Annotated in this window: 23 protein-coding genes; 14 read left to right on the top strand and 9 right to left on the bottom strand. The window is 73.2% G+C overall.

Annotation, left to right across the window (positions count from 1 at the left end; all coding sequences use genetic code 11):
* The first annotated feature begins 131 nt into the window (after nucleotides 1-131).
* From ACFY8O_RS26435 to ACFY8O_RS26425, 3 genes are all read left to right on the top strand, one after another.
* A complete protein-coding gene (locus ACFY8O_RS26435) occupies nucleotides 132-776 on the top strand; it encodes a lipoprotein (RefSeq protein ID WP_387906444.1) in 645 nt (214 codons plus the stop codon).
* An 89-nt stretch (nucleotides 777-865) separates the two neighbouring features.
* Nucleotides 866-1,117, top strand: a complete 252-nt coding sequence (locus ACFY8O_RS26430) for a type II toxin-antitoxin system Phd/YefM family antitoxin (RefSeq protein ID WP_356742329.1) — start codon at nucleotides 866-868, stop codon at nucleotides 1,115-1,117.
* Nucleotides 1,114-1,374, top strand: a complete 261-nt coding sequence (locus tag ACFY8O_RS26425; RefSeq protein ID WP_387906441.1) for a Txe/YoeB family addiction module toxin — start codon at nucleotides 1,114-1,116, stop codon at nucleotides 1,372-1,374. Before ACFY8O_RS26430 ends, ACFY8O_RS26425 begins: the two co-directional genes overlap by 4 nt.
* 39 nt (nucleotides 1,375-1,413) lie before the next feature.
* Here the strand turns inward: ACFY8O_RS26425 and ACFY8O_RS26420 are convergent, their stop codons facing one another.
* The 7 genes from ACFY8O_RS26420 to rsmI form a co-directional block, all read right to left on the bottom strand.
* On the bottom strand, nucleotides 1,414-2,727 hold the full coding sequence (locus tag ACFY8O_RS26420) for an acyltransferase family protein (RefSeq protein WP_387906439.1): 1,314 nt from the start codon (nucleotides 2,725-2,727) through the stop codon (nucleotides 1,414-1,416).
* 73 nt (nucleotides 2,728-2,800) lie between these two features.
* Nucleotides 2,801-3,700: a 4-(cytidine 5'-diphospho)-2-C-methyl-D-erythritol kinase gene (locus ACFY8O_RS26415; RefSeq protein WP_387906437.1), complete on the bottom strand. Its 900-nt coding sequence runs from the start codon at nucleotides 3,698-3,700 to the stop codon at nucleotides 2,801-2,803.
* A complete protein-coding gene (gene rsmA / locus ACFY8O_RS26410) occupies nucleotides 3,697-4,569 on the bottom strand; it encodes a 16S rRNA (adenine(1518)-N(6)/adenine(1519)-N(6))-dimethyltransferase RsmA (RefSeq protein ID WP_387906435.1) in 873 nt (290 codons plus the stop codon). The genes ACFY8O_RS26415 and rsmA overlap by 4 nt, the downstream gene beginning before the upstream one ends.
* Before the next feature lie 9 nt (nucleotides 4,570-4,578).
* Complete coding sequence (locus ACFY8O_RS26405; RefSeq protein ID WP_387906432.1) at nucleotides 4,579-5,139, bottom strand: ubiquitin-like domain-containing protein; 561 nt, start codon at nucleotides 5,137-5,139, stop codon at nucleotides 4,579-4,581.
* A gap of 111 nt (nucleotides 5,140-5,250) precedes the next feature.
* Nucleotides 5,251-6,117, bottom strand: a complete 867-nt coding sequence (locus tag ACFY8O_RS26400; RefSeq protein ID WP_387906429.1) for a TatD family hydrolase — start codon at nucleotides 6,115-6,117, stop codon at nucleotides 5,251-5,253.
* Nucleotides 6,118-6,148: 31 nt separating this feature from the next.
* Nucleotides 6,149-6,541, bottom strand: coding sequence for a hypothetical protein (locus ACFY8O_RS26395; RefSeq protein WP_145809071.1), 393 nt, complete (start codon nucleotides 6,539-6,541; stop codon nucleotides 6,149-6,151).
* A 172-nt stretch (nucleotides 6,542-6,713) separates the two neighbouring features.
* Nucleotides 6,714-7,610, bottom strand: coding sequence for a 16S rRNA (cytidine(1402)-2'-O)-methyltransferase (gene rsmI / locus ACFY8O_RS26390; protein ID WP_145809073.1), 897 nt, complete (start codon nucleotides 7,608-7,610; stop codon nucleotides 6,714-6,716).
* Nucleotides 7,611-7,663: 53 nt separating this feature from the next.
* On the opposite strand from rsmI, the gene ACFY8O_RS26385 reads away from it, so the two are divergent.
* The 4 genes from ACFY8O_RS26385 (at nucleotide 7,664) to ACFY8O_RS26370 (ending at nucleotide 12,248) form a co-directional block, all read left to right on the top strand.
* Nucleotides 7,664-9,430: a dolichyl-phosphate-mannose--protein mannosyltransferase gene (locus ACFY8O_RS26385; protein ID WP_145809078.1), complete on the top strand. Its 1,767-nt coding sequence runs from the start codon at nucleotides 7,664-7,666 to the stop codon at nucleotides 9,428-9,430.
* 156 nt (nucleotides 9,431-9,586) lie between these two features.
* A complete protein-coding gene (locus ACFY8O_RS26380) occupies nucleotides 9,587-10,072 on the top strand; it encodes a TetR/AcrR family transcriptional regulator (RefSeq protein ID WP_387906426.1) in 486 nt (161 codons plus the stop codon).
* A 1-nt stretch (nucleotide 10,073) separates the two neighbouring features.
* Complete coding sequence (locus ACFY8O_RS26375) at nucleotides 10,074-10,439, top strand: hypothetical protein (RefSeq protein WP_387906424.1); 366 nt, start codon at nucleotides 10,074-10,076, stop codon at nucleotides 10,437-10,439.
* Between the two features lie 174 nt (nucleotides 10,440-10,613).
* On the top strand, nucleotides 10,614-12,248 hold the full coding sequence (locus ACFY8O_RS26370; RefSeq protein WP_387906422.1) for a penicillin-binding transpeptidase domain-containing protein: 1,635 nt from the start codon (nucleotides 10,614-10,616) through the stop codon (nucleotides 12,246-12,248).
* Between the two features lie 32 nt (nucleotides 12,249-12,280).
* Here the strand turns inward: ACFY8O_RS26370 and ACFY8O_RS26365 are convergent, their stop codons facing one another.
* On the bottom strand, nucleotides 12,281-13,030 hold the full coding sequence (locus ACFY8O_RS26365) for a GntR family transcriptional regulator (RefSeq protein ID WP_387906419.1): 750 nt from the start codon (nucleotides 13,028-13,030) through the stop codon (nucleotides 12,281-12,283).
* A gap of 170 nt (nucleotides 13,031-13,200) precedes the next feature.
* Between ACFY8O_RS26365 and ACFY8O_RS26360 the strand changes: the two genes are divergently transcribed.
* From ACFY8O_RS26360 to ACFY8O_RS26330, 7 genes are all read left to right on the top strand, one after another.
* Nucleotides 13,201-14,214, top strand: coding sequence for a BMP family protein (locus ACFY8O_RS26360; protein WP_387906416.1), 1,014 nt, complete (start codon nucleotides 13,201-13,203; stop codon nucleotides 14,212-14,214).
* The gene (locus tag ACFY8O_RS26355) at nucleotides 14,211-15,896 is read left to right on the top strand and encodes an ABC transporter ATP-binding protein (RefSeq protein ID WP_387906413.1); all 1,686 of its coding nucleotides are present in this window, start codon (nucleotides 14,211-14,213) and stop codon (nucleotides 15,894-15,896) included. The genes ACFY8O_RS26360 and ACFY8O_RS26355 overlap by 4 nt, the downstream gene beginning before the upstream one ends.
* A gap of 354 nt (nucleotides 15,897-16,250) precedes the next feature.
* The gene (locus ACFY8O_RS26350) at nucleotides 16,251-17,393 is read left to right on the top strand and encodes an ABC transporter permease (protein ID WP_387906411.1); all 1,143 of its coding nucleotides are present in this window, start codon (nucleotides 16,251-16,253) and stop codon (nucleotides 17,391-17,393) included.
* A complete protein-coding gene (locus ACFY8O_RS26345; RefSeq protein WP_387906408.1) occupies nucleotides 17,390-18,313 on the top strand; it encodes an ABC transporter permease in 924 nt (307 codons plus the stop codon). The genes ACFY8O_RS26350 and ACFY8O_RS26345 overlap by 4 nt, the downstream gene beginning before the upstream one ends.
* A gap of 41 nt (nucleotides 18,314-18,354) precedes the next feature.
* Nucleotides 18,355-19,350: an ornithine cyclodeaminase family protein gene (locus tag ACFY8O_RS26340; RefSeq protein ID WP_387906406.1), complete on the top strand. Its 996-nt coding sequence runs from the start codon at nucleotides 18,355-18,357 to the stop codon at nucleotides 19,348-19,350.
* 85 nt (nucleotides 19,351-19,435) lie between these two features.
* A complete protein-coding gene (locus ACFY8O_RS26335) occupies nucleotides 19,436-19,945 on the top strand; it encodes a YbaK/EbsC family protein (protein WP_387906403.1) in 510 nt (169 codons plus the stop codon).
* Nucleotides 19,942-20,793, top strand: a complete 852-nt coding sequence (locus tag ACFY8O_RS26330) for an EamA family transporter (protein ID WP_387906401.1) — start codon at nucleotides 19,942-19,944, stop codon at nucleotides 20,791-20,793. The genes ACFY8O_RS26335 and ACFY8O_RS26330 overlap by 4 nt, the downstream gene beginning before the upstream one ends.
* A 679-nt stretch (nucleotides 20,794-21,472) precedes the next feature.
* Here ACFY8O_RS26330 and ACFY8O_RS26325 read toward each other — a convergent pair.
* Nucleotides 21,473-21,961, bottom strand: a complete 489-nt coding sequence (locus tag ACFY8O_RS26325) for a GNAT family N-acetyltransferase (RefSeq protein WP_387906398.1) — start codon at nucleotides 21,959-21,961, stop codon at nucleotides 21,473-21,475.
* Between the last annotated feature and the right edge of the window lie 4 nt (nucleotides 21,962-21,965).

Raw genomic sequence — 21,965 nt, 5'->3', positions numbered from 1 at the left:
GGATCCCTGTGTCGGGGACCGCTCGACGTCCCAGAGTAGTCGCCGCGTGGGGTGCGATAGCGTGCGGCGATCGATCATGGGGAGTAACCCCAGGTCGGAGCGGTTCGGAACATGTCTGGGGTGGGAGCTTCATGAGGCGGCACGCGATACGGGCTCTGGTTCCGGCGGTCCTGGCGACGGTGGTGATGGCCGGCTGTTCGTCCTCGTCCGGCGGTGGCGCGGACCCCGGCAAGAACGGGGACGGCGCCCCCGCGCAGGCGGCGGAGAGCGCGGCAGCGCCGGAGAAGGGCGTCACGCTCGGCGGGGCCGGATCGGCCTGCGAGCTGCCGGTGACCTTCGACCTGGCGGCGGACTGGAAGCCGCAGGCCGTCGACGTGGAGCCCGGCTCCGAGCTCGCCGCGCTGGGGCGGCAGGGCTCGGCCACCATGGTCTGCGAGATCGACGCGAAACCGGCGGGGAACATCGGCTACCTGCGGGTCTGGCAGGGCAAGGGCGCCGGCACGGCCCCGCGCGCGGCGCTGGAGGACTTCGTGGCGGGCGACCCGAACGCCACGGGCGCCTCGTACGAGGAGACCGAAGCGGGGTCGGTGGCGGCGGCGGAGGTCACCTACACGGTGGAGGCCGAGCTGCTGGACGGGAAGAAGACGGAGCGGGCCTTCGCCGTGGCGACGCCCGACGGCCCGGTGGTGGTGCACCTGGGCGGCCTGGACTCGCAGGAGCACGAGGAGATGCTCCCGGCGTACGAGCTGGCCAGGACGTCACTGAAGCTGGGCTGACGCCGCCGGCGCACTCGTTGCCGCCTACCGGAATACCGCGTACAAAATCCTGTACGTACAGGATTTTGTACGTACATGAGGAGGCTGCTGTGCGGACAATGACCTATACCGAATCTCGCGCCAAATACGCCGAGACCCTGAGCTCCGTGGTCAACGACCGCGAAGAGGTCATAGTGACGCGCGCCGGGCATGAGCCCGTGGTGATCGTCGCACTCGACGAGTACGAGGCCATGAAGGAGACGGCTTACCTGTACCGCAGTCCCGAGAACGCGCGTCGCGTTCTGGCAGCGATCGATGATCTTGAAAACGGCGGCGGCACTGTACGGGAGCTCATCGAATGAAGCCGGTCTGGCACGAATCCGCATGGGTGGACTACGTGTGGTGGCAGACCCAGGAGCGGAAGATCCTCAAGCGGATCAACACCTTGCTCCAGGACATCGACCGCAACGGAAACGAAGGCATCGGCAAGCCGGAGCCTCTCCGGCATGACTTCCACGGGTACTGGTTGCGTCGGATCAGCGAGGAGCACCGGCTCATCTACCGCGTGCTCGAGGACGAAGTACGCATCGTCTCGTGCCGCTACCACTACGGTCGCTGACCACTTCCGCCCGTACCACCCCCGCCGCCCCCTCCCGGCTCACCGCCCCGCCCGCTCGACCAGCAGCCAGCCGCCGAGCGCCATGGCCACGGCCGCCGGGGCGCTGACGTGCACGGCGATGAGGAGTGCCGTGCGGCCCTCCAGCAGGCCCGCGTAGCCGACCATGGACAGACCGAGCACTCCGAGCAGGGCGAGGGTCACACCGAGCGCGGAGACGGCCCCGGCGCCGCTCGCGGCCCCGGCGGGGACGACGCGGACGGGTCGCTCGAACGTGCGGAAGGCCGCGACCAGGACCGCGGTGAGCGCCACGGCGGCGACGATCCGCAGCGGTACCTGGGCCCACCAGGCGCCGGTGGCCGGTTCGGGCAGGGGAAGGCCGAGGCCGATCATCGCCCCGTACACGCCGAGCATCGCGGTGAGGTGCCAGAGGAAGGCGGTCATCGCGAGGCCGTTGGCGGCCACGACCGCGCGCCAGACGCGGGGGCGGGCGACCAGCCGGGCTCCGGGGGCCCTCAGCAGCTCGACCGCGCCCACCAGCCAGAGGCCGTGAGCGAGCAGGGCGAGCGTGGGGGGTGCCATGTTGCTGATCTTCTCGCCCGGCATGCCGACCATGGACAGCGGATACGGACCGAGGGCCACCAGCGCGACGGCGGCGGCCAGGCCGGCCCCGGCGAGGAGCGCGGGCCTGCGGATGCGGGCGTCCGCGCGCAGGAATCCGAGCTGGTGCACCGCGAGCCAGACGAACGCGAAGTTGAGGAACTCGACGTACGGGACGCCGACGGCGAAGCGCAGCAGGTCCACGACGGCCGCGGCTCCCGCGAGCGCGGCGAACGCGCCCCAGCCGTAGCGGTCGTGCAGCTTCAGCAGGGCCGGGGTGAACGCGACCATCGCCAGGTAGATCCCGATGAACCAGAGGGGCTGGGTGACCAGCCGCAGGGTCACCCCGGTGAGCCCGCCGCCACCGCCGAGGAGCTGGACGGCGAGCGCGGCCACCCCCCACACCAGTACGAAGACCATGGTCGGCCGCAGGAGCCGTTGCAGCCTGGCCCGCAGGAACGACGGGTACACGGAACCGGTGGAGCCCTCCGGCCGCCTGCGGAGCAGCGAGCGGTAGGACAGCGCGTGGGAGAAGCCGCCGACGAAGAAGAACACCGGCATGATCTGAAGGGCCCACGTGAGAAGTTGGAGCCCCGGTACGACGGCGAGGAGGTTGCCGACCCCCTCGGTGGTGACGGCGGCCATCAGCCAGTGGCCGAGGACGACCGTGCCGAGCGAGGCGACGCGCAGCAGGTCGATGTAGCGGTCCCGGGTGGCGGGCGTGGCCTCGGCCAGTTCGCGAACAGGTGATCCCATGCGCCTACGGTCGCGCCGGGACCCCGGGGGGTGGCAGCGCGACCGTACTCAATTCCCGTCTGAGTACCGGCGGTCAGACGACGGTGGCACCCGGCGCCGGGGCCACGGCGGTCCGGGCTTCGCGGCAGGTGCCGGAGGTGCGCAGCGCGTCGGCGACCTTGTGCGCCGACTCCGCGTCGGACACCAGGAACGCCGTGGTCGGCCCGGATCCCGAGACCAGCGCGGCCAGGGCCCCGGCCGCGGTGCCCGCCGCGAGAGTGTCGGCAAGCGAGGGGCGCAGGGAGAGGGCGGCCGGCTGGAGGTCGTTGCCGAGGACGTCGGCGAGCGCGGCGGTGTCGCCGTCACGCAGGGCTGCCAGGAGGGCGGGGGAGGGTGCGGGTTCGGGGACGTCCGTCCCCGCGGTGAGGCGGTCGAACTCGCCGTAGACCGCCGGGGTGGAGAGTCCGCCGTCGGCGACGGCGAAGACCCAGTGGAAGGTGCCGCCGACCTCCAGAGGGGTCAGCTGCTCGCCGCGGCCGACACCGAGCGCGGCTCCGCCGATGAGGCTGAACGGCACGTCGCTGCCCAGTTGGGCGCAGATCGCGAGGAGTTCGTCCCGGGTGGCGCCGGTGGACCACAGGGCGTCGCAGGCCAGCAGGGCTCCGGCGCCGTCGGCGCTGCCGCCCGCCATGCCGCCCGCGACGGGGATGTCCTTGGCGATGTGGATGTGCACGGCGGGTTCGATGCCGTGCCGGGCCGCCAGGGCGATCGCGGCGCGGGCGGCGAGGTTGGTGGTGTCGAGCGGGACCTGGTCCGCGTCCGGCCCCGAGCAGGTGACGCGCAGTTCGTCGGCGGGGGTGACGGTGACCTCGTCGTGGAGGCCGACGGCGAGGAAGACGTTGGCCAGGTCGTGGAAGCCGTCGGGCCGGGGGGCGCCGACGGCGAGCTGGGCGTTGACCTTGGCGGGTACGCGGACGGTGACGCTGTGGGTCATGCGGAGGGCTCCGGCTTGTTCTCGGCGATGGCGGCGAACTCCTCGACGGTCAGCGACTCACCGCGGGCCTGCGGTGAGATACCGGCGGCGGTCAGGGCCGCCTCGGCCGCCGGGGCCGAGCCCGCCCAGCCGGCCAGGGCCGCGCGCAGCGTCTTGCGGCGCTGGGCGAAGGCGGCGTCCACGACTGCGAAGACCTCGGCCCGGCTCGCGGTGGTCCGGATCGGCTCCGTGCGGCGCACCAGGGACACCAGACCCGAGTCGACGTTGGGCGCGGGCCAGAAGACCGTGCGGCCGATGGACCCGGCGCGCTTGACGTCGGCGTACCAGTTGGCCTTGACGGACGGCACGCCGTAGACCTTGTTGCCGGGGCGGGCGGCCAGCCGGTCGGCGACCTCGGCCTGGACCATGACGAGCGTGCGCTCGATGGTGGGGAAGCGCTCCAGCATGGTGAGCAGGACCGGGACGGCGACGTTGTACGGCAGGTTGGCGACGAGCGCGGTCGGCGCGGGGCCGGGCAGCTCGGTGACGAGCATCGCGTCGGAGTGGACGAGGGCGAAGCGGCCCGCGCGCTCCGGCAGCCGGGCGGCGACGGTGGCGGGCAGGGCGCCCGCGAGCACGTCGTCGATCTCCACGGCGACGACCCGGTCGGCCGCCTCCAGCAGGGCCAGGGTCAGGGAGCCCAGACCGGGCCCGACCTCGACCACGACGTCGTCGGGCCGCACCTCGGCCGTCCGTACGATCCTGCGGACCGTGTTGGCGTCGATGACGAAGTTCTGGCCGCGCTGCTTGGTGGGGCGTACGCCCAGCGCTGCGGCCAGCTCGCGGATGTCTGCGGGGCCCAGGAGGGCGTCGGGCTCTGTGGTGCTCACCCGTCAAGCCTACGGCCGTCGCGGGGCCCTGCTTCCGCCGCCCGGCGCGGGCCCCGGGCCGGGCCTCTCGCGGAGGACGACGATCTCGTCGCCGTCGTCGAGCCCGGTGCCCGGGGCGGGTGCGACGGTGTCGCGGGTGCCGACCCTGACGCCTTCCGCGTCGAGGAGCTCACCCACGTCGTCCGCGAAGGTGTGCAGGGTGCGCGAACTGCCGTCGACGCTGACGCTGACGGCCTTGTCCTGCGCGAGGAAGGCGGCGGTTCCTCCGGCCAGGACGGCGAGGACCAGGGCGCGGGGGACGAGCCTCCGCAGGCTCTCCGGGCCGCTGCGGTGCCGCCCGGCGGCCCGGTGTCCGGCGGGCCGCCGCGGTGGGGCCTCCCGCGGGGGCACCAGCGGGGTGTCCAGCACCGTCGGGTGGTGGACGGGCAGGGGGCCCGGCCACAGGCCGGCGACGATCGTCCGCTCCTCGTGGAGGGAGCGCGGCGGCGCGGGTGCGGGGACCCGCGCCGGGGCCTGCCTCGCACGCGGACCGCCGCGCGGTGCACGGTGACTGCCCTGTGAATGGCCCACGACGCTCCAGAGACTCCGGCTGCCGACCCGTTTGCGCGGGCACGATAGCCGAGGTCCCGTCACCCTCCAAAGTCGTACGATTACCCTACGTGTCGGGGGTGGCGTCGGTGCTCAGAAGTCGAACGCCCGTGCCGTGTTGTCGTAGACGGCCGCCGCCAGGCTGTCCTCGTCGGTGCCCCGGACCTCCGCCATGGCACGCAGGGTGACCGGGACGAGGTAGGGGGCGTTGGGCCGTCCGCGGTACGGGGCGGGCGTCAGGAAGGGGGCGTCGGTCTCGACGAGCACCAGCTCCTCCGGGACGACGGCCAGCGCGTCGCGCAGCGGCTGCGCGTTCTTGAAGGTGACGTTGCCTGCGAACGACATGAAGTAGCCGGCCGCCGCGCAGATCCGGGCCATCTCGGCGTCCCCGGAGTAGCAGTGGAAGACGGTCCGCTCCGGCGCCCCCGCGTCGGCGAGGACGCGCAGCACGTCGGCGTGGGCCTCACGGTCGTGGATGACCAGGGCCTTGCCGTGCCGCTTGGCGATCTCGATGTGGGCCCGGAAGGACTCCTCCTGGGCGGCGACGCCCTCGGGGCCGGTGCGGAAGAAGTCGAGGCCGGTCTCGCCGACCGCGCGGACGTGGCCGAGGGCGGCCAGGGCGTCGATCTCGGCGAGCGCCTCGTCGAGTGCGGCCTTCCCGCCAGGCTCGCGGGCTCCCTGGCGGGCCGTACCCTCCGGGTCGCCGTGCACGATGCGGGGCGCCTCGTTGGGGTGGAGGGCGACGGCGGCGTGGACGGAGGGGTGCGCGGCGGCGGTCTCGGCGGCCCAGCGCGAGCCCTTCACGTCGCAGCCCACCTGGACGACGGCGGTCACATTGACCGCCGCGGCCCGGGCCAGACCTTCCTCGACGGTTCCGTCCTGCATGTCCAGGTGGGTGTGCGAATCGGCGACCGGAACCCTGAGGGGTTCGGGGAGCGGGGGGGCGTCGGTACGGCTCATGCCCCGACTCTACGAGGGCACGAGCCCCGCCTCACCGCCGGTGGAAGGGACGCAGCAGGTCGGACAGGTGCCAGTGGTGTTCCTCGGGCCCGGGGGCGCGCACCGCCGCGACGGCCATCTCCTCGGCCGGCGTCCCCCCTGCGGGCTTCTCCGGGCGCACGGTCTGCTGGGGCCGGAGCAGCTGCTGGACCAGGGAGACCCGGCCGGCCCGCATGATCCGGACGACGTGACTGCCGCACTTCGCGCAGGTGGGGGTGGAGAGCGGTGAGGGCACACGCTCTCCGTCCGCCGTGTAGACCACGAAGGCGTTGCCCGAGTGGTCGACGTGGTGTTCTATCTCGTAGGCCTGTTCCCAGCCGTACCCACACCGCATGCAGGCGAAGGCGTACGCCTCGTGCACGGTGGGGGCTGCGATCTCACTCATGCCTGCTCCTCTTGTCCGATGGACAAGCACTCCGGACAAGCACTCCGGATGGTGCGTTCCACCCTCAAGTGGACGCCCTCACCGGCGGTGAGGCACCAGGTCTGCCGAGTGTTGGAACGCTCTTGGCCGATCCGTGGCCCAAGGGCCCGGTCCGCGGCGCGGGCTTTACATTTCAGGCTAGTCCTTTGCCCTGTTCCTGGCCGGTCCGAGCCGCGTTCTTTGCCGCGACCACCGCATCGAACACCTCGCGCTTGGGCAGCCCCGCCTCGGCGGCCACCGCCGCGATGGCCTCCTTGCGCCGCTCCCCCGCCTCCTCGCGCACCTGCACCCTGCGCACCAGCTCGGCTGCGTCCAGTCCCTCGTTCCCGGTGTCCGTGGCGCCCTCGACGACGACGGTGATCTCGCCGCGGACGCCCTCGGCGGCCCAGAGCGCCAGTTCGCCCAGCGGGCCGCGCTTGACCTCCTCGTACGTCTTGGTCAGCTCCCGGCACACGGCGGCCCTGCGGTCCGCGCCGAACACCTCGGCCATCGCGGCGAGGGTGTCGTCCAGCCGGTGGGGCGCCTCGAAGAAGACCATCGTGCGGCGTTCGTCCGCGACCTCGCGCAGCTTCCCGAGCCGCTCGCCCGCCTTGCGCGGCAGGAAGCCCTCGAAGCAGAAGCGGTCCACGGGCAGCGCGGACAGGGCCAGCGCGGTCAGCACGGCGGAGGGGCCGGGCACCGCCGTGACCTTGATGTCCCGCTCCACCGCTGCGGCGACCAGACGGTAGCCGGGGTCGGACACGGACGGCATCCCCGCGTCGGTGACGAGCAGGACGCGCGCGCCTCCGGCCAGCGCCTCGACCAGTTCGGGCGTACGCGCCGACTCGTTGCCCTCGAAGTAGGAGACGACACGCCCCGTCGTGTGGATGCCCAGCGCCTGGGTGAGCCTGCGCAGCCGCCGGGTGTCCTCGGCGGCCACGACATCGGCCGTCTCCAGCTCGGCGGCGAGCCGTGGCGGGGCGTCCGCCACGTCGCCGATGGGGGTCCCTGCGAGTACGAGCGTTCCAGTCGTTCCAGTCACATCGGCCATCCTCCCAGCACGGGCGGCCCCCCTCGCACAGATGCGTTCCCTACGATGGCGCGGTGACGAGTACTGCGCCCGAGGCCCGGCAGGGCAACGACGCCGAGGATGACACCGGCGACCAGCCGCATTCCTGGCAGCTGCGGCTGCGCCGCTTCGGCCATTCCCCACGGCCCGGGACGGGGCTGCGCGAGCGCCTGATCCCGCCGTACACCCGGCCGGGCCGCCAGTTCTGGAACGTACTCGCCGTGCCGCCGGTGCTCGCCGGCCACCTGGAGCGCTGGGCCGCCTGGGGCGGTCCGCTGCTGGTGGCCCTGGTCGCCGGGGTGCTGCGGTTCTGGAACCTGGGCAGCCCGAAGGCGGTGATATTCGACGAGACGTACTACGCCAAGGACGCCTGGGCGCTGGTCAACCAGGGGTACGAGGGCTCCTGGCCGAAGGACGTCGACAAGCAGATCCTGAAGGACTGGGCCTCGGTGGACATCCCGGTGGACCCGGGATACGTCGTCCATCCGCCGGTCGGCAAGTGGGTCATCGGCATCGGGGAGCAGCTCTTCGGCTTCACCCCGTTCGGCTGGCGCTTCATGGTGGCGCTGCTCGGCACGGTCTCGGTGCTGATGCTGTGCCGCATCGGCCGCCGGCTGTTCCGCTCCACCTTCCTGGGCTGCCTGGCGGGCACCCTGCTGGCCGTGGACGGGCTGCACTTCGTGATGAGCCGCACCGCGCTGCTCGACCTGGTGCTGATGTTCTTCGTGCTCGCGGCCTTCGGCTGCCTCCTCGTCGACCGTGACTGGGCCCGCCGCAAGCTGGCGGGCGCCCTGCCGGTCGACGAGGACGGTCTCCTGCGCCCGGACGCGCACATCGCCGAAACGCTCCGCCTCGGCTGGCGGCCCTGGCGGATCGCGGCCGGCCTGATGCTCGGCCTGGCCTTCGCCACGAAGTGGAACGGTCTCTACATCCTGGCCGCCTTCGGGGTGATGGCGGTGCTCTGGGACGTCGGCGCGCGGCGCACCGCGGGCGCCGTGCAGCCCTACCGCGCGGTGGTCCTCCGGGACCTGCTGCCCGCGTTCGTCTCCACGGTGCCGGTCGCGATCGGCACGTACATCGTGTCGTGGACCGGCTGGATCGTCACCGACAAGGGCTACTACCGCAACTGGGCCACGACCGACGGCAAGGGCGGCAACTGGACCTGGCTGCCCGACTGGCTGCGCAGCCTGTGGCACTACGAGAACCAGGTCTACGACTTCCACGTCGGCCTGACCTCCGGCCACACCTACCAGTCCAACCCGTGGAGCTGGATCGTCCTGGGCCGCCCCGTCTCGTACTTCTACGAGGAGCAGACGGGCTGCGCCCGGTCCGCGACCGGCAAGTGCGCCCGCGAGGTCCTGGCGCTCGGTACGCCGCTGCTCTGGTGGGCGGCGTGCGTGGCGCTGCTGTACGTGCTGTGGCGCTGGTTCTTCCGGCGCGACTGGCGGGCGGGAGCGATCGCGTGCGGCGTGGCGGCGGGCTGGGTGCCCTGGTTCTTCTACCAGGAGCGCACGATCTTCCTCTTCTACGCGGTCGTGTTCGTCCCGTTCCTGTGCCTGGCGGTGACGATGATGGTCGGCGCCCTGCTCGGCCCCGCTGCCGGCACCGGCACCAGACACGGCCTGGGCCTGGAGAAGGCCGACCCCACGGGGGAACGCAGACGGACCCTGGGGGCGATCGCCGCGGGCGTGCTGGTGCTGCTGATCGTGTGGAACTTCGTCTATTTCTGGCCGATCTACACGGGCACCTCGATCCCCGAGGACTCCTGGCGCGACCGGATGTGGCTGGACACCTGGGTGTAGCGGGGACCTCGCACGAGGAGGGCGGCGCCGTCGGCGCCGCCCTCCGGCGTTCCTGGACACGGTTCCGGCCCTTCGGCGGGGTGCGTTCCTTCCCGTGACAGCGTTGAAGAACGATCGTTCTTGACCGATCGTTCTTCAACGCCTACGGTCATACCCATGGGACGACCACGCTCCTTCGACACCGGCCAGGCCGTCAGCACCGCCGCCACCCTCTTCGCCACGCACGGCTTCGAGGGCACCTCGGTCGACGACCTGGTCACCGCCACGGGAATCCACCGGGGCAGCCTCTACAAGACCTTCGGCTCCAAGCGGAGCCTCCATCTGACCGCCCTGCGCAACCACCTCGACCACGAGATCCACCCCGCCACCGCCGCCGTCGCCACACTCACCGACCCCGCACAGGCACTGGCCTCGGCCATCGCCTCGTACGACAGCGGCCCGGCCGCCGGGCTCCTCCTCCTCGCAGCGGCCGAGCGGGCCCCTCACGACCCGGACGTCGCCGCACTCGTCGCGGAAGGCATCGCCGCACTGGAGGACGCCCTGCGCCCCTCCCACGGCGACGCCGCCCCTCAGCTCGCCTCGACCGTCCTCGGCACCCGCCTGCGTCTGCACGCGCGGCCCACCGCCCCCAAGGAGCACTGACATGGCCCTGATCTCCATCGACCACGAACGCGGCCTGCTGACCGCCGAGATCCAGGGGTTCGACAAGCTCTGGAGCCTCAAGAGCCGCCTGGAGATCCCCCTCGCGCACGTGCGGGGCGCCACCCACGACCCCGGCATCGCCCGCGAGCGCAAGGGGGTGCGCGTCGGCGGCACCAACTTCCCCGGCGTGATCACGGCCGGGCGCTTCGTCCGCCACGGCGAACGCCTCTTCTGGGACGTGAAGAACCCGGACAAGGCGGTCGTCATCGAACTGGCCGAGGCCGAGACCTACGACCGCCTCGTCATCGAGGTCGAGGACCCGCGCGCCACGGTGGCCCTCGTCGAGGCGTCCATCAGCCGCGACTGAACCCCGGAGCATCCCGGCCGCCGAAGGCCCTCCATAGCGGAAAGCGCTCTCCCCGAGACCGTCGCGGTCCGATAACAACCTCCTCAGAGGCCCCTGCCGTCCCGTATGGTGCCGAAGGAAGGCCCTTTCTTGAACGCGTTCAAGAAAGGGTTCACGGGGAGGGGGACTGCACAGATGCGTGGTGGGGCGAAGGTCGCCATGGTCGGCGGAGCGTTCGTGCTGGTGGCCGGGGGGCTCGGTTACGGCGTGTACGACGTGGTGCTGGGAGGCGGGGACGCCGGGGGCACGGAGAGCGCGTCCGCGTCCTCGGAGGTGAGGACCGGGCCGCCCGGCAAGGACGAGACCGAGAAGACCGCGAAGGACTTCCTCGATGCCTGGGCGTCCGGCGACGCGACCTCCGCGGCCCAGCTCACGAACAACGAGTCGGTGGCCGAACCGCTGCTCACGGGGTACGCCGAAGAGGCCCACGTGACGAAGGCCGTGATCACACCAGGCCCCGCCGTCGGCACCAAGGTGCCGTACACGGTGAAGGCGACCGTCTCCTACGAGGGGAGGACCAAGCCCTGGTCGTACTCCTCGGAGCTGACCGTGGTGCGGGGGCTGACCACCGGGAAGGCACTGGTCGACTGGGAGCCGACGGTGATCCACCCGCAGCTCACCGACGGCGCGTCACTCAGGACCGGCGAGTCGTCGACGGCGGCGATCGAGGCCCTCGACCACGACGGGAAGGTGCTCGACAAGGAGACCTACCCCTCGCTCGGCCCGATCCTGGACAGCCTGCGCGAGAAGTACGGCGACACGACCGGCGGTGCGCCGGGCATCGAGACCTGGATCGAACCCGAGGACGAGGCCGCGGCGGACATCACGCTGCTGACCCTGGCCAAGGGCAAGCCCGGGCAGCTCCGAACGACGCTCGACGCGGAGGCCCAGGCGGCGGCCGAGAAGGCGGTCAAGCAGTACAGCGGGGCGTCGGTGGTGGCCGTGAGGCCGTCGACCGGCTCGATCCGCGCCGTCGCCAACAACCCGGCGACCGGCTTCAACGCCGCGATGCAGGGCAAGCAGGCGCCGGGGTCCACGCTGAAGATCGTGACCGCCGCGATGCTCCTGGAGAAGGGCCTGGTCACCGCGGACGGCGCCACGGAGTGCCCCAGGGAAGTGATGTACCAGGGCCGCACGTTCCACAACCTGGACCACTTCGAGCTTCCCGGCTCCAGCAGCTTCACGACCAGCTTCGCCCGCTCGTGCAACACCGCCTTCATCAAGCTGATCGACGACACGGAGGACGACTCCGCGCTGCCCAAGGAGGCCCGGGACGTCTTCGGGATCGGGCTCGACTGGAAGTCCGGCATCACGTCCTTCGACGGCAGCGTGCCCGACGAGACCGGCGGAGAGGCCGCCGCGCAGTACATCGGCCAGGGCACCGTCCAGATGAACGCGCTCACCGTCGCGTCCATCACGGCGACCGCCCGCACCGGCACGTTCCACCAGCCGGTCATCGTCCCCCAGGACCTGGACGGCCGTCAGCTCGCCACCGCGTCACGCTCCCTGTCGCCGAACGTCACCCGGCAGCTGAACGACATGATGCGGGCCACCGCCTCCTGGGGCACCGGCAAGACGGCCATGGCCCCGGTCGGCGGCGACAAGGGCGCCAAGACGGGCTCGGCCGAGGTCGACGGGCAGGGCACGTCCAACAGCTGGTTCACGGGCTTCAGCGACGACCTCGCCGCCGCGGCGGTCGTCCAGTCAGGCGGCCACGGCGGTGACGCCGCGGGACCGGTGGTGGCGGCGGTGCTGCGCGCCGGGTCGTAGGGGCGACGGATCACGGCCGGGCCGGTGGCGGATCACGCCGCCGGCCCGGCCTGCTTCCCGGCGTCACCCCGGCCACGCCGCCGGCGCGCGGCGATCGCCTCCGGGTCGATGTCCGGCCGGGACCACCGCGCCGCGAGAGCGAGGCTGGCGGCCCGGCCGTCCGCGACGTGTTCGTGCGCCAGCCTCGCCGCACGGTCGGCGTCCCGTGCGGCGATGGCCTCGTACATCCGCTCGTGCTCCGCACACTGCCGGTCCGGATCGCGTCGGGCCGTCAAGCGGAAGAGCCAGTGCATGCGCGCCCCCAGAGGGCGCATCACCCCGCTGAGCAGTGCGTTGGCGGCGAGTTCGACGATGTCGCTGTGGAAGGCCGCGTTGGCCGCGGCGATCGCGGCGCGGTCGTGCGCCCGGGTCGCCGCCCGGGCCGCGTCGAGTCCGTCCGCCAGTCGCGCCAGCCCCTCGGCGTCCGCCCGTTCCGCCGCCAGACGCGCCGCGAGGGACTCCAGCGACTCGCGGACGTCGAAGAGGTCCCGCACGTCACTCGGGGTGAAGGGGGCGACCAGAGCCCCCCGGTGCGGCACCAGCACCACCAGTCCGTCGGCCGCGAGGAGGCGCAGTGCCTCCCGCAGCGGAATGCGCGAGACCTCCAGCTCCGCGGCCAGGTCGCGCTCGACGAGCCGTTCCCCCGGCTGGAGTTCGACCTCGATGATGCGCCGCCGCAGGGTCTCGTACGCACGCTCGCGCAGCGAGGGGCGCCCTTCGTCGGACGGTCGGGCTGCTGTCACCAAGGCTCTTCCTCCGCTGTCGGGCCTGTCCCACCGTAAGCGGACCACGCGGCCGGGACGTTACTGCTAACCGCTCGGTGACACGGCGGCAACATACGACCCGGAAACTGGGGCGCCATAGCGGTATACCACTAACCGGCTCGCGGGCCCCGTCTCCTGGAGGCATCCCAGTGGCACCATCCCGAACTCCCCTCTCCTCCCTCGCCGTCGCCGCCTCCGTCGTGTCGGGGCTCCTCCTGCTGAGCGGCTGCGGCGGATCGTCCGCGGCCGAGGGCGGGGAGGACGCCGGCAAGCTCAAGGTCGGTGTCCTCTTTCCCGGCTCGCTCTCCGACGACGGCTTCATGGGGTCGGCGTACCTCGGTTACCAGCGCGCGGCGAAGAAGCACGACGGCGCGGTGGAGTTCAGCAAGGTCGAGCAGGTGGCCACGGCCGACTACGAGAAGGCACTGGTCCGGTTCGCCACCACCTCCGACCTCGTGATCTCCATCGGCGGGCAGACCGACGCCGACGTGCGCAACGTGGCGGCGCGCTTCCCGCAGGTGAAGTTCGCGGAGATCGGCGGTCCCGCCGACGGGAAGCCGCTCGCGAACCTCTCCCTGTACGACCCCCAGCAGGCCGAGGGGGCCTTCCTCTCCGGTGCCGCGGCGGCCCTGCTCTCCGAGAGCGGGACGGTCGGATTCATCGGGGGCGCGGAGCTGCCGGCCATCGTGAACGCGGCCGAGGAGTTCAGCCGGGGAGCCGAGGCGGCCGACCCGGGCGTCAAGGTCCTCGCCCCGCAGTACGTCGGCGACTTCAACGACGTCGCCAAGGCCAAGCAGTCGGCACTGGCCGACTTCGGAGCCGGCGCGGACGTCCTGGGACAGGTCCTCAACCTCGGCCACAAGGGCGTCGCCCAGGCCGCCGGCCAGCGGGACGGATCGCTCATCGGCGGCCCGATCGCCCACGAGTGCGGGAGCGACCCGGCGTACGCCGGGTACGTGGAGACGGACATCGGCGCGGAGATCGAGTACGCGGTGGACCACCTGGTCGCCGGGGACTGGAAGGCCGAAGCCGTCCACTTCGGGCTGACCTTCGAGGAGCCGCACAACGACATCGTGCTCTGCGACACCGCCGACCCGGCGGTGGGCGAGAAGCTCGACGAGCTGAAGCGGAAGATCACGGCCGGCGAGATCACCACCCGATGAGCGCGCACGCTCCCGCCCTGGAGATCACCGGGCTCACCAAGTCCTTCGGCGCGACGCGCGCCCTGGACGCGGTGGACCTCGTCGTCGAGGCCGGCACCGTGCACTGCGTGCTCGGGGAGAACGGCGCCGGCAAGTCGACCCTCTGTCACATGGTGGGCGGCTCGCTGGTCCCGGACGAGGGCGCCCTGCGGCTGTACGGGGCGCCCTACGCCCCCCGCAGGCCCGCCGACGCCCTCGCCGCCGGGATCGCCATGGTGCACCAGCACTTCAGCCTCGTACCGACCCTGACCGTCGGCGAGAACCTGCGCCTGCTCCGGCTGCGAGACCTGCCCCGGCGGGTGGCGCGGGTACGCGAGGAGTACGGACTGGAGCTGGACCTGGACGCGCGGGTGGCCGAGCTGCCCGTCGGGGTGCGTCAGCGGGCCGAGATCGTCAAGGCGCTGCTGCGGGAGCCCCGGCTCCTCGTGCTGGACGAGCCCACGGGTGTGCTCGGCCCCGCCGAGACGGACGCGCTGCTCGCGACCTGCCGCAGGATCGCCGGATCGGGCCACGCCGTGGTGCTGGTGACGCACAAGCTCGGTGAGGCCGCACGGGCCGGCGACGCGGCGACGGTGCTGCGCGGCGGGCGCGTCTCCGGCGGCGGACCGCTGGCCGAACTCCCGCCGGAGCGGCTGGTACCGCTGATGATCGGGAGGCCGGCCCAGTCGCTGGGCGCGGGAACGGCCGGGACGCTCGGCCTGGCGCTCGACGGGGACCCGCAGGCCCCGGCGCCCGAGGCGCCCTGCGACGAGGACGCGGCCCCCGCCCCGGAGCGCAGGGCTCCGGGGCGTACGGTCCCGGGCGGTACGGAGAAGGCGCTGCGCCTGAGGGACGTCAGTGTGCGGCGCGCCGACGGTACCCACGCGCTCGACGCGGTCTCCCTGGACGTCGGATTCGGGGAGATCGTCGGGATCGCCGGGGTGGAGGGCAACGGGCAGAGCGAGCTCATGGCGCTGCTCGGTGGCTCGCTCACGCCCGGCTCGGGACGGGTGGAGCTGGGCGGCCGGGACGTCACACGCGCGGCACCCCGCGAGCGGAGCGGGGCCGGCCTGGGCGTGGTGCCGGAGGACCGGCTCCACGAGGGCTGCGTGCCCCGGCTGCGGGTCTCCGAGAATCTGTTCCTCGGCCGGCTCGACCGTTTCCGCCGGTACGGGATGTTCCTCGACCGTCGGTCCATGGCCCGGGCCGCCGAGGTGGTGCTGACGGAGCACGGCATCCGGGCGGACGGCCCGGGGGCCCTCATGGCGTCGCTGTCCGGAGGCAACCAGCAGAAGGTGGTGCTGGCCCGGGAGCTGGCGCTCGACCCGCTGGTCTGCCTGGCCGCCTCGCAGCCGACCCGCGGCCTGGACATCGGAGCGGTGGGCGCCGTGCACTCCCGCATCCGCCAGGCGGCAGCCGCGGGGACGGGGGTCCTGGTGGTCTCCAGCGAACTGCCGGAGCTCCTCGCCCTGTGCGACCGGATCTCCGTGGCCTACCGGGGGAAGCTGCTGGGCCCCGTCGACCCGGCGGAACCGGACGCCCGGGAGCGGATCGGCGCCCTGATGCTCGGCGCCCACGCGTCCGCCTCGGCCAGCCGGGACGAGAACGGGTCCCGGGGAGCACCACCCCAGCCCGTCCCCGGCGGGGAGCCGGCCGGGCGCTGAGCCCGCGCACCACCGGCCCACCACGCCCGCGCCCCGCCGAACTCCCCGCGGCATACGCACCCCCGGACCCCGCAGCAGCCGAGCACGCGACCGCACACGCACCAACGGACCCCGCAGCACCGAGCACCGCCCACCTCCGCCGGCACCCCCGCACCACCGAACCCGCCGCGACCGCACGGCCGGACCCCGCAGCACCCAAATCCGCACCACCGCACCGGCGCTCCCCCGGCCCGGTCGCACGCTCGGCACCCACGTCGTCCGCCCCCGCCACCCTGTCGCGCGCCAAGACACCCGTGTCGCGCACCTCGGCACCCCGTCGTCCGCCCCGACACCCGTAAGGAGCAAGGAGCCGCCATGTCGCCCCCACCGCTTCCCCTGTCCGCCCCCGAGACCGCCCCCGCCTCCACCCCGGCGACCGCCCACGCCCCCCGTACGGCACGGATCCGTCTCCTCTCCGCGCTGCGGCACCCTGTCGCCGTCGCGGTGCTCGCGGTCCTGCTCGCCGGCCTGGCCGGCGTCGGGCTCGTCATGGGCGCCGGAACACAGCCGGCCGTCGCCTGGGACGCCCTCGTCGAGGGGATGTTCGGATCGCAGTACGCCGTCGGCAGTTCCCTCAACTCGGCTGCCGTACTGGCCCTGATCGCCACCGGCTTCACCGTCGCCCACCGCGCCGGGCTGGTGAACGTGGGAGGTGAGGGCCAGCTCTGCGCGGGCGGGCTGGCGGCTGCCGCCGTGGGGACCGCCCTGCCCTCCGGAGTCCCGGCCGCGCTCGGGGTACCGCTCGTCCTCGCCGCCGGAGCCCTGGCGGGGGGCGCCTGGGCCGGGATCGCCGCCTGGCTGCGGACCGCGCGCGGTACCAGCGAGGTCATCACGACGCTGCTGCTCAACTTCATCGGGGTGGGGCTCGTGTCGGTGGCCGTCCATGAGGAGGCGCTCCTGCGTCAGCCCGTGACGTCGTCCGAGACGCTGCCGCAGTCGGCCCCGCTGCCCGAGGGCGCACGGCTGCCGCTGATCGGCGGTGTCGAGTCTCCCGCCACGGCGATCGTCCTGATCGCCGCCGTCGCCGCCGTGCTCACCGGCCTGGTGCTGCGGCACACGGCCGTGGGACTGCGGCTGCGGTCCGTGGGGCACTCCCCCGCCGCCTCCGCGCGGATGGGACTTCCCGTGGCCCGTCTCGAAGGGGGTGGCCTGGCGTTCGCGGGCGCCGCGGCCGGACTGGCGGGCGCGTCCCTCGTCGCCATCGCCCCCTATGTGCTGGCCGAGCACTTCTCCTCCGGCTACGGCTTCTCCGGCCTGGTGGTGGGGCTGCTCGCCCGGGGCTCACTGACCGCCGTGGCGGCCGTGTCGCTCCTCTTCGGCTTCCTCACCAACGGCGGCATCAACCTCCAGCTCGCGGCCGAGGTCCCCGCCTCCTCCGTACAGATCGTGCAGAGCCTGCTCGTGCTGTTCGTCGCCGCGGCCATGTTCACCACCACACGTGACAGGAGCGGCTCATGAGTGCGGTCGTGGAGGAGCTGGCCTCCGGAGGGGTGCGTCTGGCCGTGCCTCTCCTGCTGGCCTCGTCGGGCGAGCTGCTGAGCGAACGTGCCGGCGTGCTCAACCTCTCCGTCGAGGGCATGATGCTGACCGGCGCCTTCGCCGGCGCGGCGGGGGCCCTGGCCTCGGGCAGCGCGGGCGTGGGCGTGCTCGCCGCCCTGGCCGCCGGACTGCTCTTCGCGGCCCTTCAGGCTCTGCTCAGCGTCGTCCTGCGCGCCGACCAGATCGTCACCGGCATCACGGCGAACGCCCTGGCCCTCGGCGCGACCACCTACGGCGCCCGGGTGCTGTTCGGCGACGGGGCGGCCGACTCGGTGCCCGGCTTCGACCCGATCGCGATACCTGGCCTGCACTCCGTCCCTGTCCTGGGACCCGCCCTGTTCGAGCAGACCGCCCTCGGATACGCCGCGTTCCTCATCGCCGCCGCCCTCGCCCTGGGATTCAGCAGGCGCACCGGGTGGGGGCTGGCCCTCGACGCGATCGGCGAGGACGCGACGACCGCGGACCGCTGCGGCCTTCCGGTGCGGGCCGTCCGCTTCGCCGTCGTGCTGCTGACCGGCGCCGTATCGGGTCTGGCGGGCGCCCAGTTGGTCCTGTCGGAGGTCCACGCCTTCAGCGACAACATCACCGGCGGCATCGGTTATCTCGCGGTCGTCGCGGTGATCGCGGGCCGCTGGCGGGCCTGGCCCACCATCGCGGCCTGCCTCTTCTTCGGCGTGGCGCAGTCGCTCCAGTTCGCGGCGCCCGCGCTCGGACTGCACGTGTCCGCGCCGCTGCTGACCACGCTCCCGTACGTCATCGCCCTGCTGGCCGTGAGCGGTCTCGTCGGCCGCAGCCGGGCGCCTTCGGGGCTGACCGTCCCGTTCCTGCGCGGCAGTTGACCGCTCGCCGTCCCCGCACCCCTTCCCCGAGGACATACGACATGACGCTGATCCTGACCCGGTCCGACATCGCCGCCCTGCTCGCGGACCTTCGTGACGACATCGAGGCGGCCGTGGAGGGATGCCACCGGGATCTCGCCCTCGGCAGAGCCGTCCTGCCGCCCCCGCCCGCCATGCCGTTGCCGGGCTCGGACGGCACCTTCCTCGCCATGGCCTCGGCCTCCGCCCCGGACGGCCTCGCCGCCGTGAAGCTGCTGGCCGACCTGCCCGCCAACCGCGCGCGGGGGCTTCCGGTGCAGCGCTCGGCCGTCCTGGCGGTGTCCGCGGAGACGGGGGCGTGCGAGGCGCTCCTCGACGGCGCCGAGGTCACCCGTGCGAGAACCGCCGCCGCCACCGCGGTCGCCACCCGCGCCCTGGCCCGGCGGGACGCCCGGGTCCTGGGGCTCGTCGGGACCGGCCCACTGGCCCGTGCCCATGCCCGTGCGCTGCTCCCGGGCCGTCCCTACGAGCGGATCGTGCTCTGGGGACGCGATCCCGGCCGGACCGGGGAGACCGCGGCCTGGATCACCGAGGAGCTCGGCGTGGAGGTGAGCGTGCTGTCCGGGCCGCGGGCCGTCGCGGAGGCGGCGGACGTCCTGTGCACGCTGACGCCGTCGCGCGAGCCGCTGATCCGCGGGGCGTGGCTGTCCCCGGGCCAGCACATCAACGCCGTCGGCGCCCCGCCGCGCCCCGACCACCGGGAGATCGACACGGAAGGCGTCGTGCGCTGCCGGATCGTCGTCGACGCCTACTCCACGGCCCGGGCGAAGTCCGGTGAGGTCCTGATACCGCTCGCCGAAGGCGCGCTCCGCGAGGACGACTTCCGCTGCGAACTGGGCGAGGTCCTCGCGGGTACGAAGCCCGGCCGCACCTCGGACACCGAGCTGACGCTCTTCGACTCGGTGGGGGTCGGCCTCCAGGACCTGGCGGTGGCCCGGCTGCTGATCGACGCCGCCCACGCCCGGCGGTCGGGGACGAGGATCGAACTCGGCGCCTGACCGGAGCCGGGGCCGTGCGGGAGGACGGGCGCGGGGGCGCACTCGTTGTGGCCCGCGCGGGCCCCGGTTCAGTAGCGTGCGGGGCATGAGCACTTCCGACACCACTCCGGCCCCGGCCGCCTCCGAGGCCCACCCCCGTTTCGCCGAAGCCCTGCGGGAACTGGGCCTCCAGGTCGAGGTACGCCGCTTCCCCGACGCCACCCGCACCGCAGCCGAGGCCGCGGCGGCGATCGGCTGCGAGCTCAGCCAGATCGCGAAGTCCCTGATCTTCGAGGCGGACGGCGAACCCGTCCTCGTCCTGATGGACGGCTCCTCGCGGGTGGACGTGGAGCTCGTACGGAGCGAACTGGGGGCGCGCGAGGTCGGACGCGCGCGGGCGGACATGGTCCGGGAGACCACCGGATACGTGATCGGAGGGGTGCCGCCCTTCGGCCACCGCACGAAGACACGGGTGCTGGCCGACCGGGGGCTCCTGGGCCACCCGGAGGTGTGGGCGGCGGCGGGTCATCCGCACGCCGTGTTCCGGCTCGACCCGGCCACCCTGATCGAGCTCGCGGGCGGCACCCTCGTCGACGTGCGCGAGCGGACCACGTGACCCCTCTGGTGGCTGCGGCGGTCCTGGCCGCCGCGATCACCCACGCGAGCTGGAACGCGATCGCCCACGCCATACGGGACCAGCTGCTCTCGATGACGCTCATCGCCGGCGGCGGGGCGCTGATCGGCGCCGTGCTGGCATGCTTCGCCCCGCTTCCCGCGGCCGGCGCCTGGCCCTGCCTGCTGGCCTCGGCGGCCCTGCACGTGGCGTACATGCTGCTGCTGACGCGTTCGTTCGCCCTCGGGGACTTCGGCCAGATGTATCCCCTCGCCCGGGGCACGGCCCCGCTTGTCGTGACGGTGCTCGCCGCCGTCTTCGTCGGTGAGCGGCCGGACGGCTGGGCGACGGCGGGGGTGGCGGTGGCTTCGGCGGGGCTCGTGGGACTGGCGGTCTGGGGGGCCCGCGGCCACGGCAGACGCCCCGACCGGGCGGCGGTCGTGGCGGCCCTGGCGACGGGTCTGGCCATCGCCGGGTACACCACCGTCGACGGCATCGGTGTACGCGCCTCCGGTACGCCGGTGGGCTACATCGGCTGGCTGATGGTCATGCAGGGCACGGCCCTCCTGCCGTACGCCTGGCTGCGCAGGCGGGGCGAACTGCTGCCCCAGATCAGGCCGTTCGCGGCGCGGGGCATGCTGGGCGCGGCCCTGGCGATGGCCGCCTACGGTCTCGTCCTGTGGGCGCAGACGAAGGCTCCGCTCGCGCCGGTCGCGGCGCTGCGGGAGTCCTCGATCATCGTGGGCGCGGCGATAGGCACGCTGTTCTTCAAGGAGAGGTTCGGCGCTCCGAGGATCGCGGCGGCCGGGCTGATGGTGGTGGGCATCGGGCTGATGCTGCACACGAGTTGACGGCCGGGGACCGCACCCACCGGACCGTAGAACGTGCCCGGGTGCTCCTCGGCGCGGTGCCCCGGCCGGGCACGCAACTCCGCGAGGAAGCGCACGGAGAGCGGCGGCCACCCCCAGAAGTCGAAGGCGAGCGCCCCGAGGCAGGACCCGGGCCCGAACTCCCGGTCGGTGACCGGCACGGGGACGGCGCAGGCGGGACAGGCCACGTCACCCCGCCCGGTCGTCCGCCGAGTCTCGATGCCGTACCTGAACGGCTGCCGGACCTCCTCGTCCGGCTCGAAGCTGTGCGGGTGATCGATGACGACCGTGCGTGTCCCGCACCGGGGGCAGGTCGCCGAGTCCGCCGCGTCCTGACCCTGGCCGCCGACGTGGTGGTGGCGTCCGACGACGACGGCGACCGGGCCGGGGTACCACGTCGGATCGGAGGCATCGGCCACCGCACGCGCCCAGTGGGGGCCCGGCCGGTGACCGACGTCCACGAACAGGCTGTACATCGCGTCCTTGGTCGTCCCGCGCGTGACGACGCCCTCGGCGACCATCCAGTCGACCGTCCGCCCGGCGAGCGCGCCCGCCTCCTCGCCCGTCAGGTCCAGATCGACGACGCGCTCGAAGAAGTCACCTGTCGCTGCCACCCGCCCCTTCGTGCCGGAACCGGCTTCCCGCCGGTCCCGTCACCCTGTCACGCGGCACCGACAGTGGAGGCGTCCAGCTCGACGACCACCTCGTCGTCCTCGAAGGTCCCCGTCGGGCGGAAGCCCAGCGAGGTGTAGAGCGCCGCGGCGCCCGTGTTGGCGGGGTGGTACGACAGCCGGATCACCGCGCAGTCCTCCAGGCCGGCCAGCCAGGCCGTGAGCGTGCGGACGGCCGCCCGTCCCACGCCCCTGCCCTGCTCGGGCCCGTCGACCAGCATCCCGCCGATCCAGTACGAGCCGTCCTCGTCCCTGGCCCACATCACGTGCCCCAGCGGGAGTTCGCCCGCGTGGACGGCGAGCGAGTGCCAGGTGTCCTCGCGCAGGGTCAGGAGCAGATAGCGGGCCGCGAGCGCGGGGACGTAGGCGCGCTGGCCGTCGAGCGGCGCGACGTCGCCGACCGCGCGCCAGTTGTCGTCGGTCACCTCGCGCAGTGTGACGCGCCGTCCGGTCCTGTCGGTGAAGCCGTGGTCGATCACGTGG

The organism is Streptomyces argenteolus (genome assembly GCF_042902585.1).
GTDB lineage: Bacteria > Actinomycetota > Actinomycetes > Streptomycetales > Streptomycetaceae > Streptomyces > Streptomyces argenteolus.
Note: the sequence above shows the minus strand (reverse complement) of the source record. Positions and strands in the feature narration are given on the sequence as shown.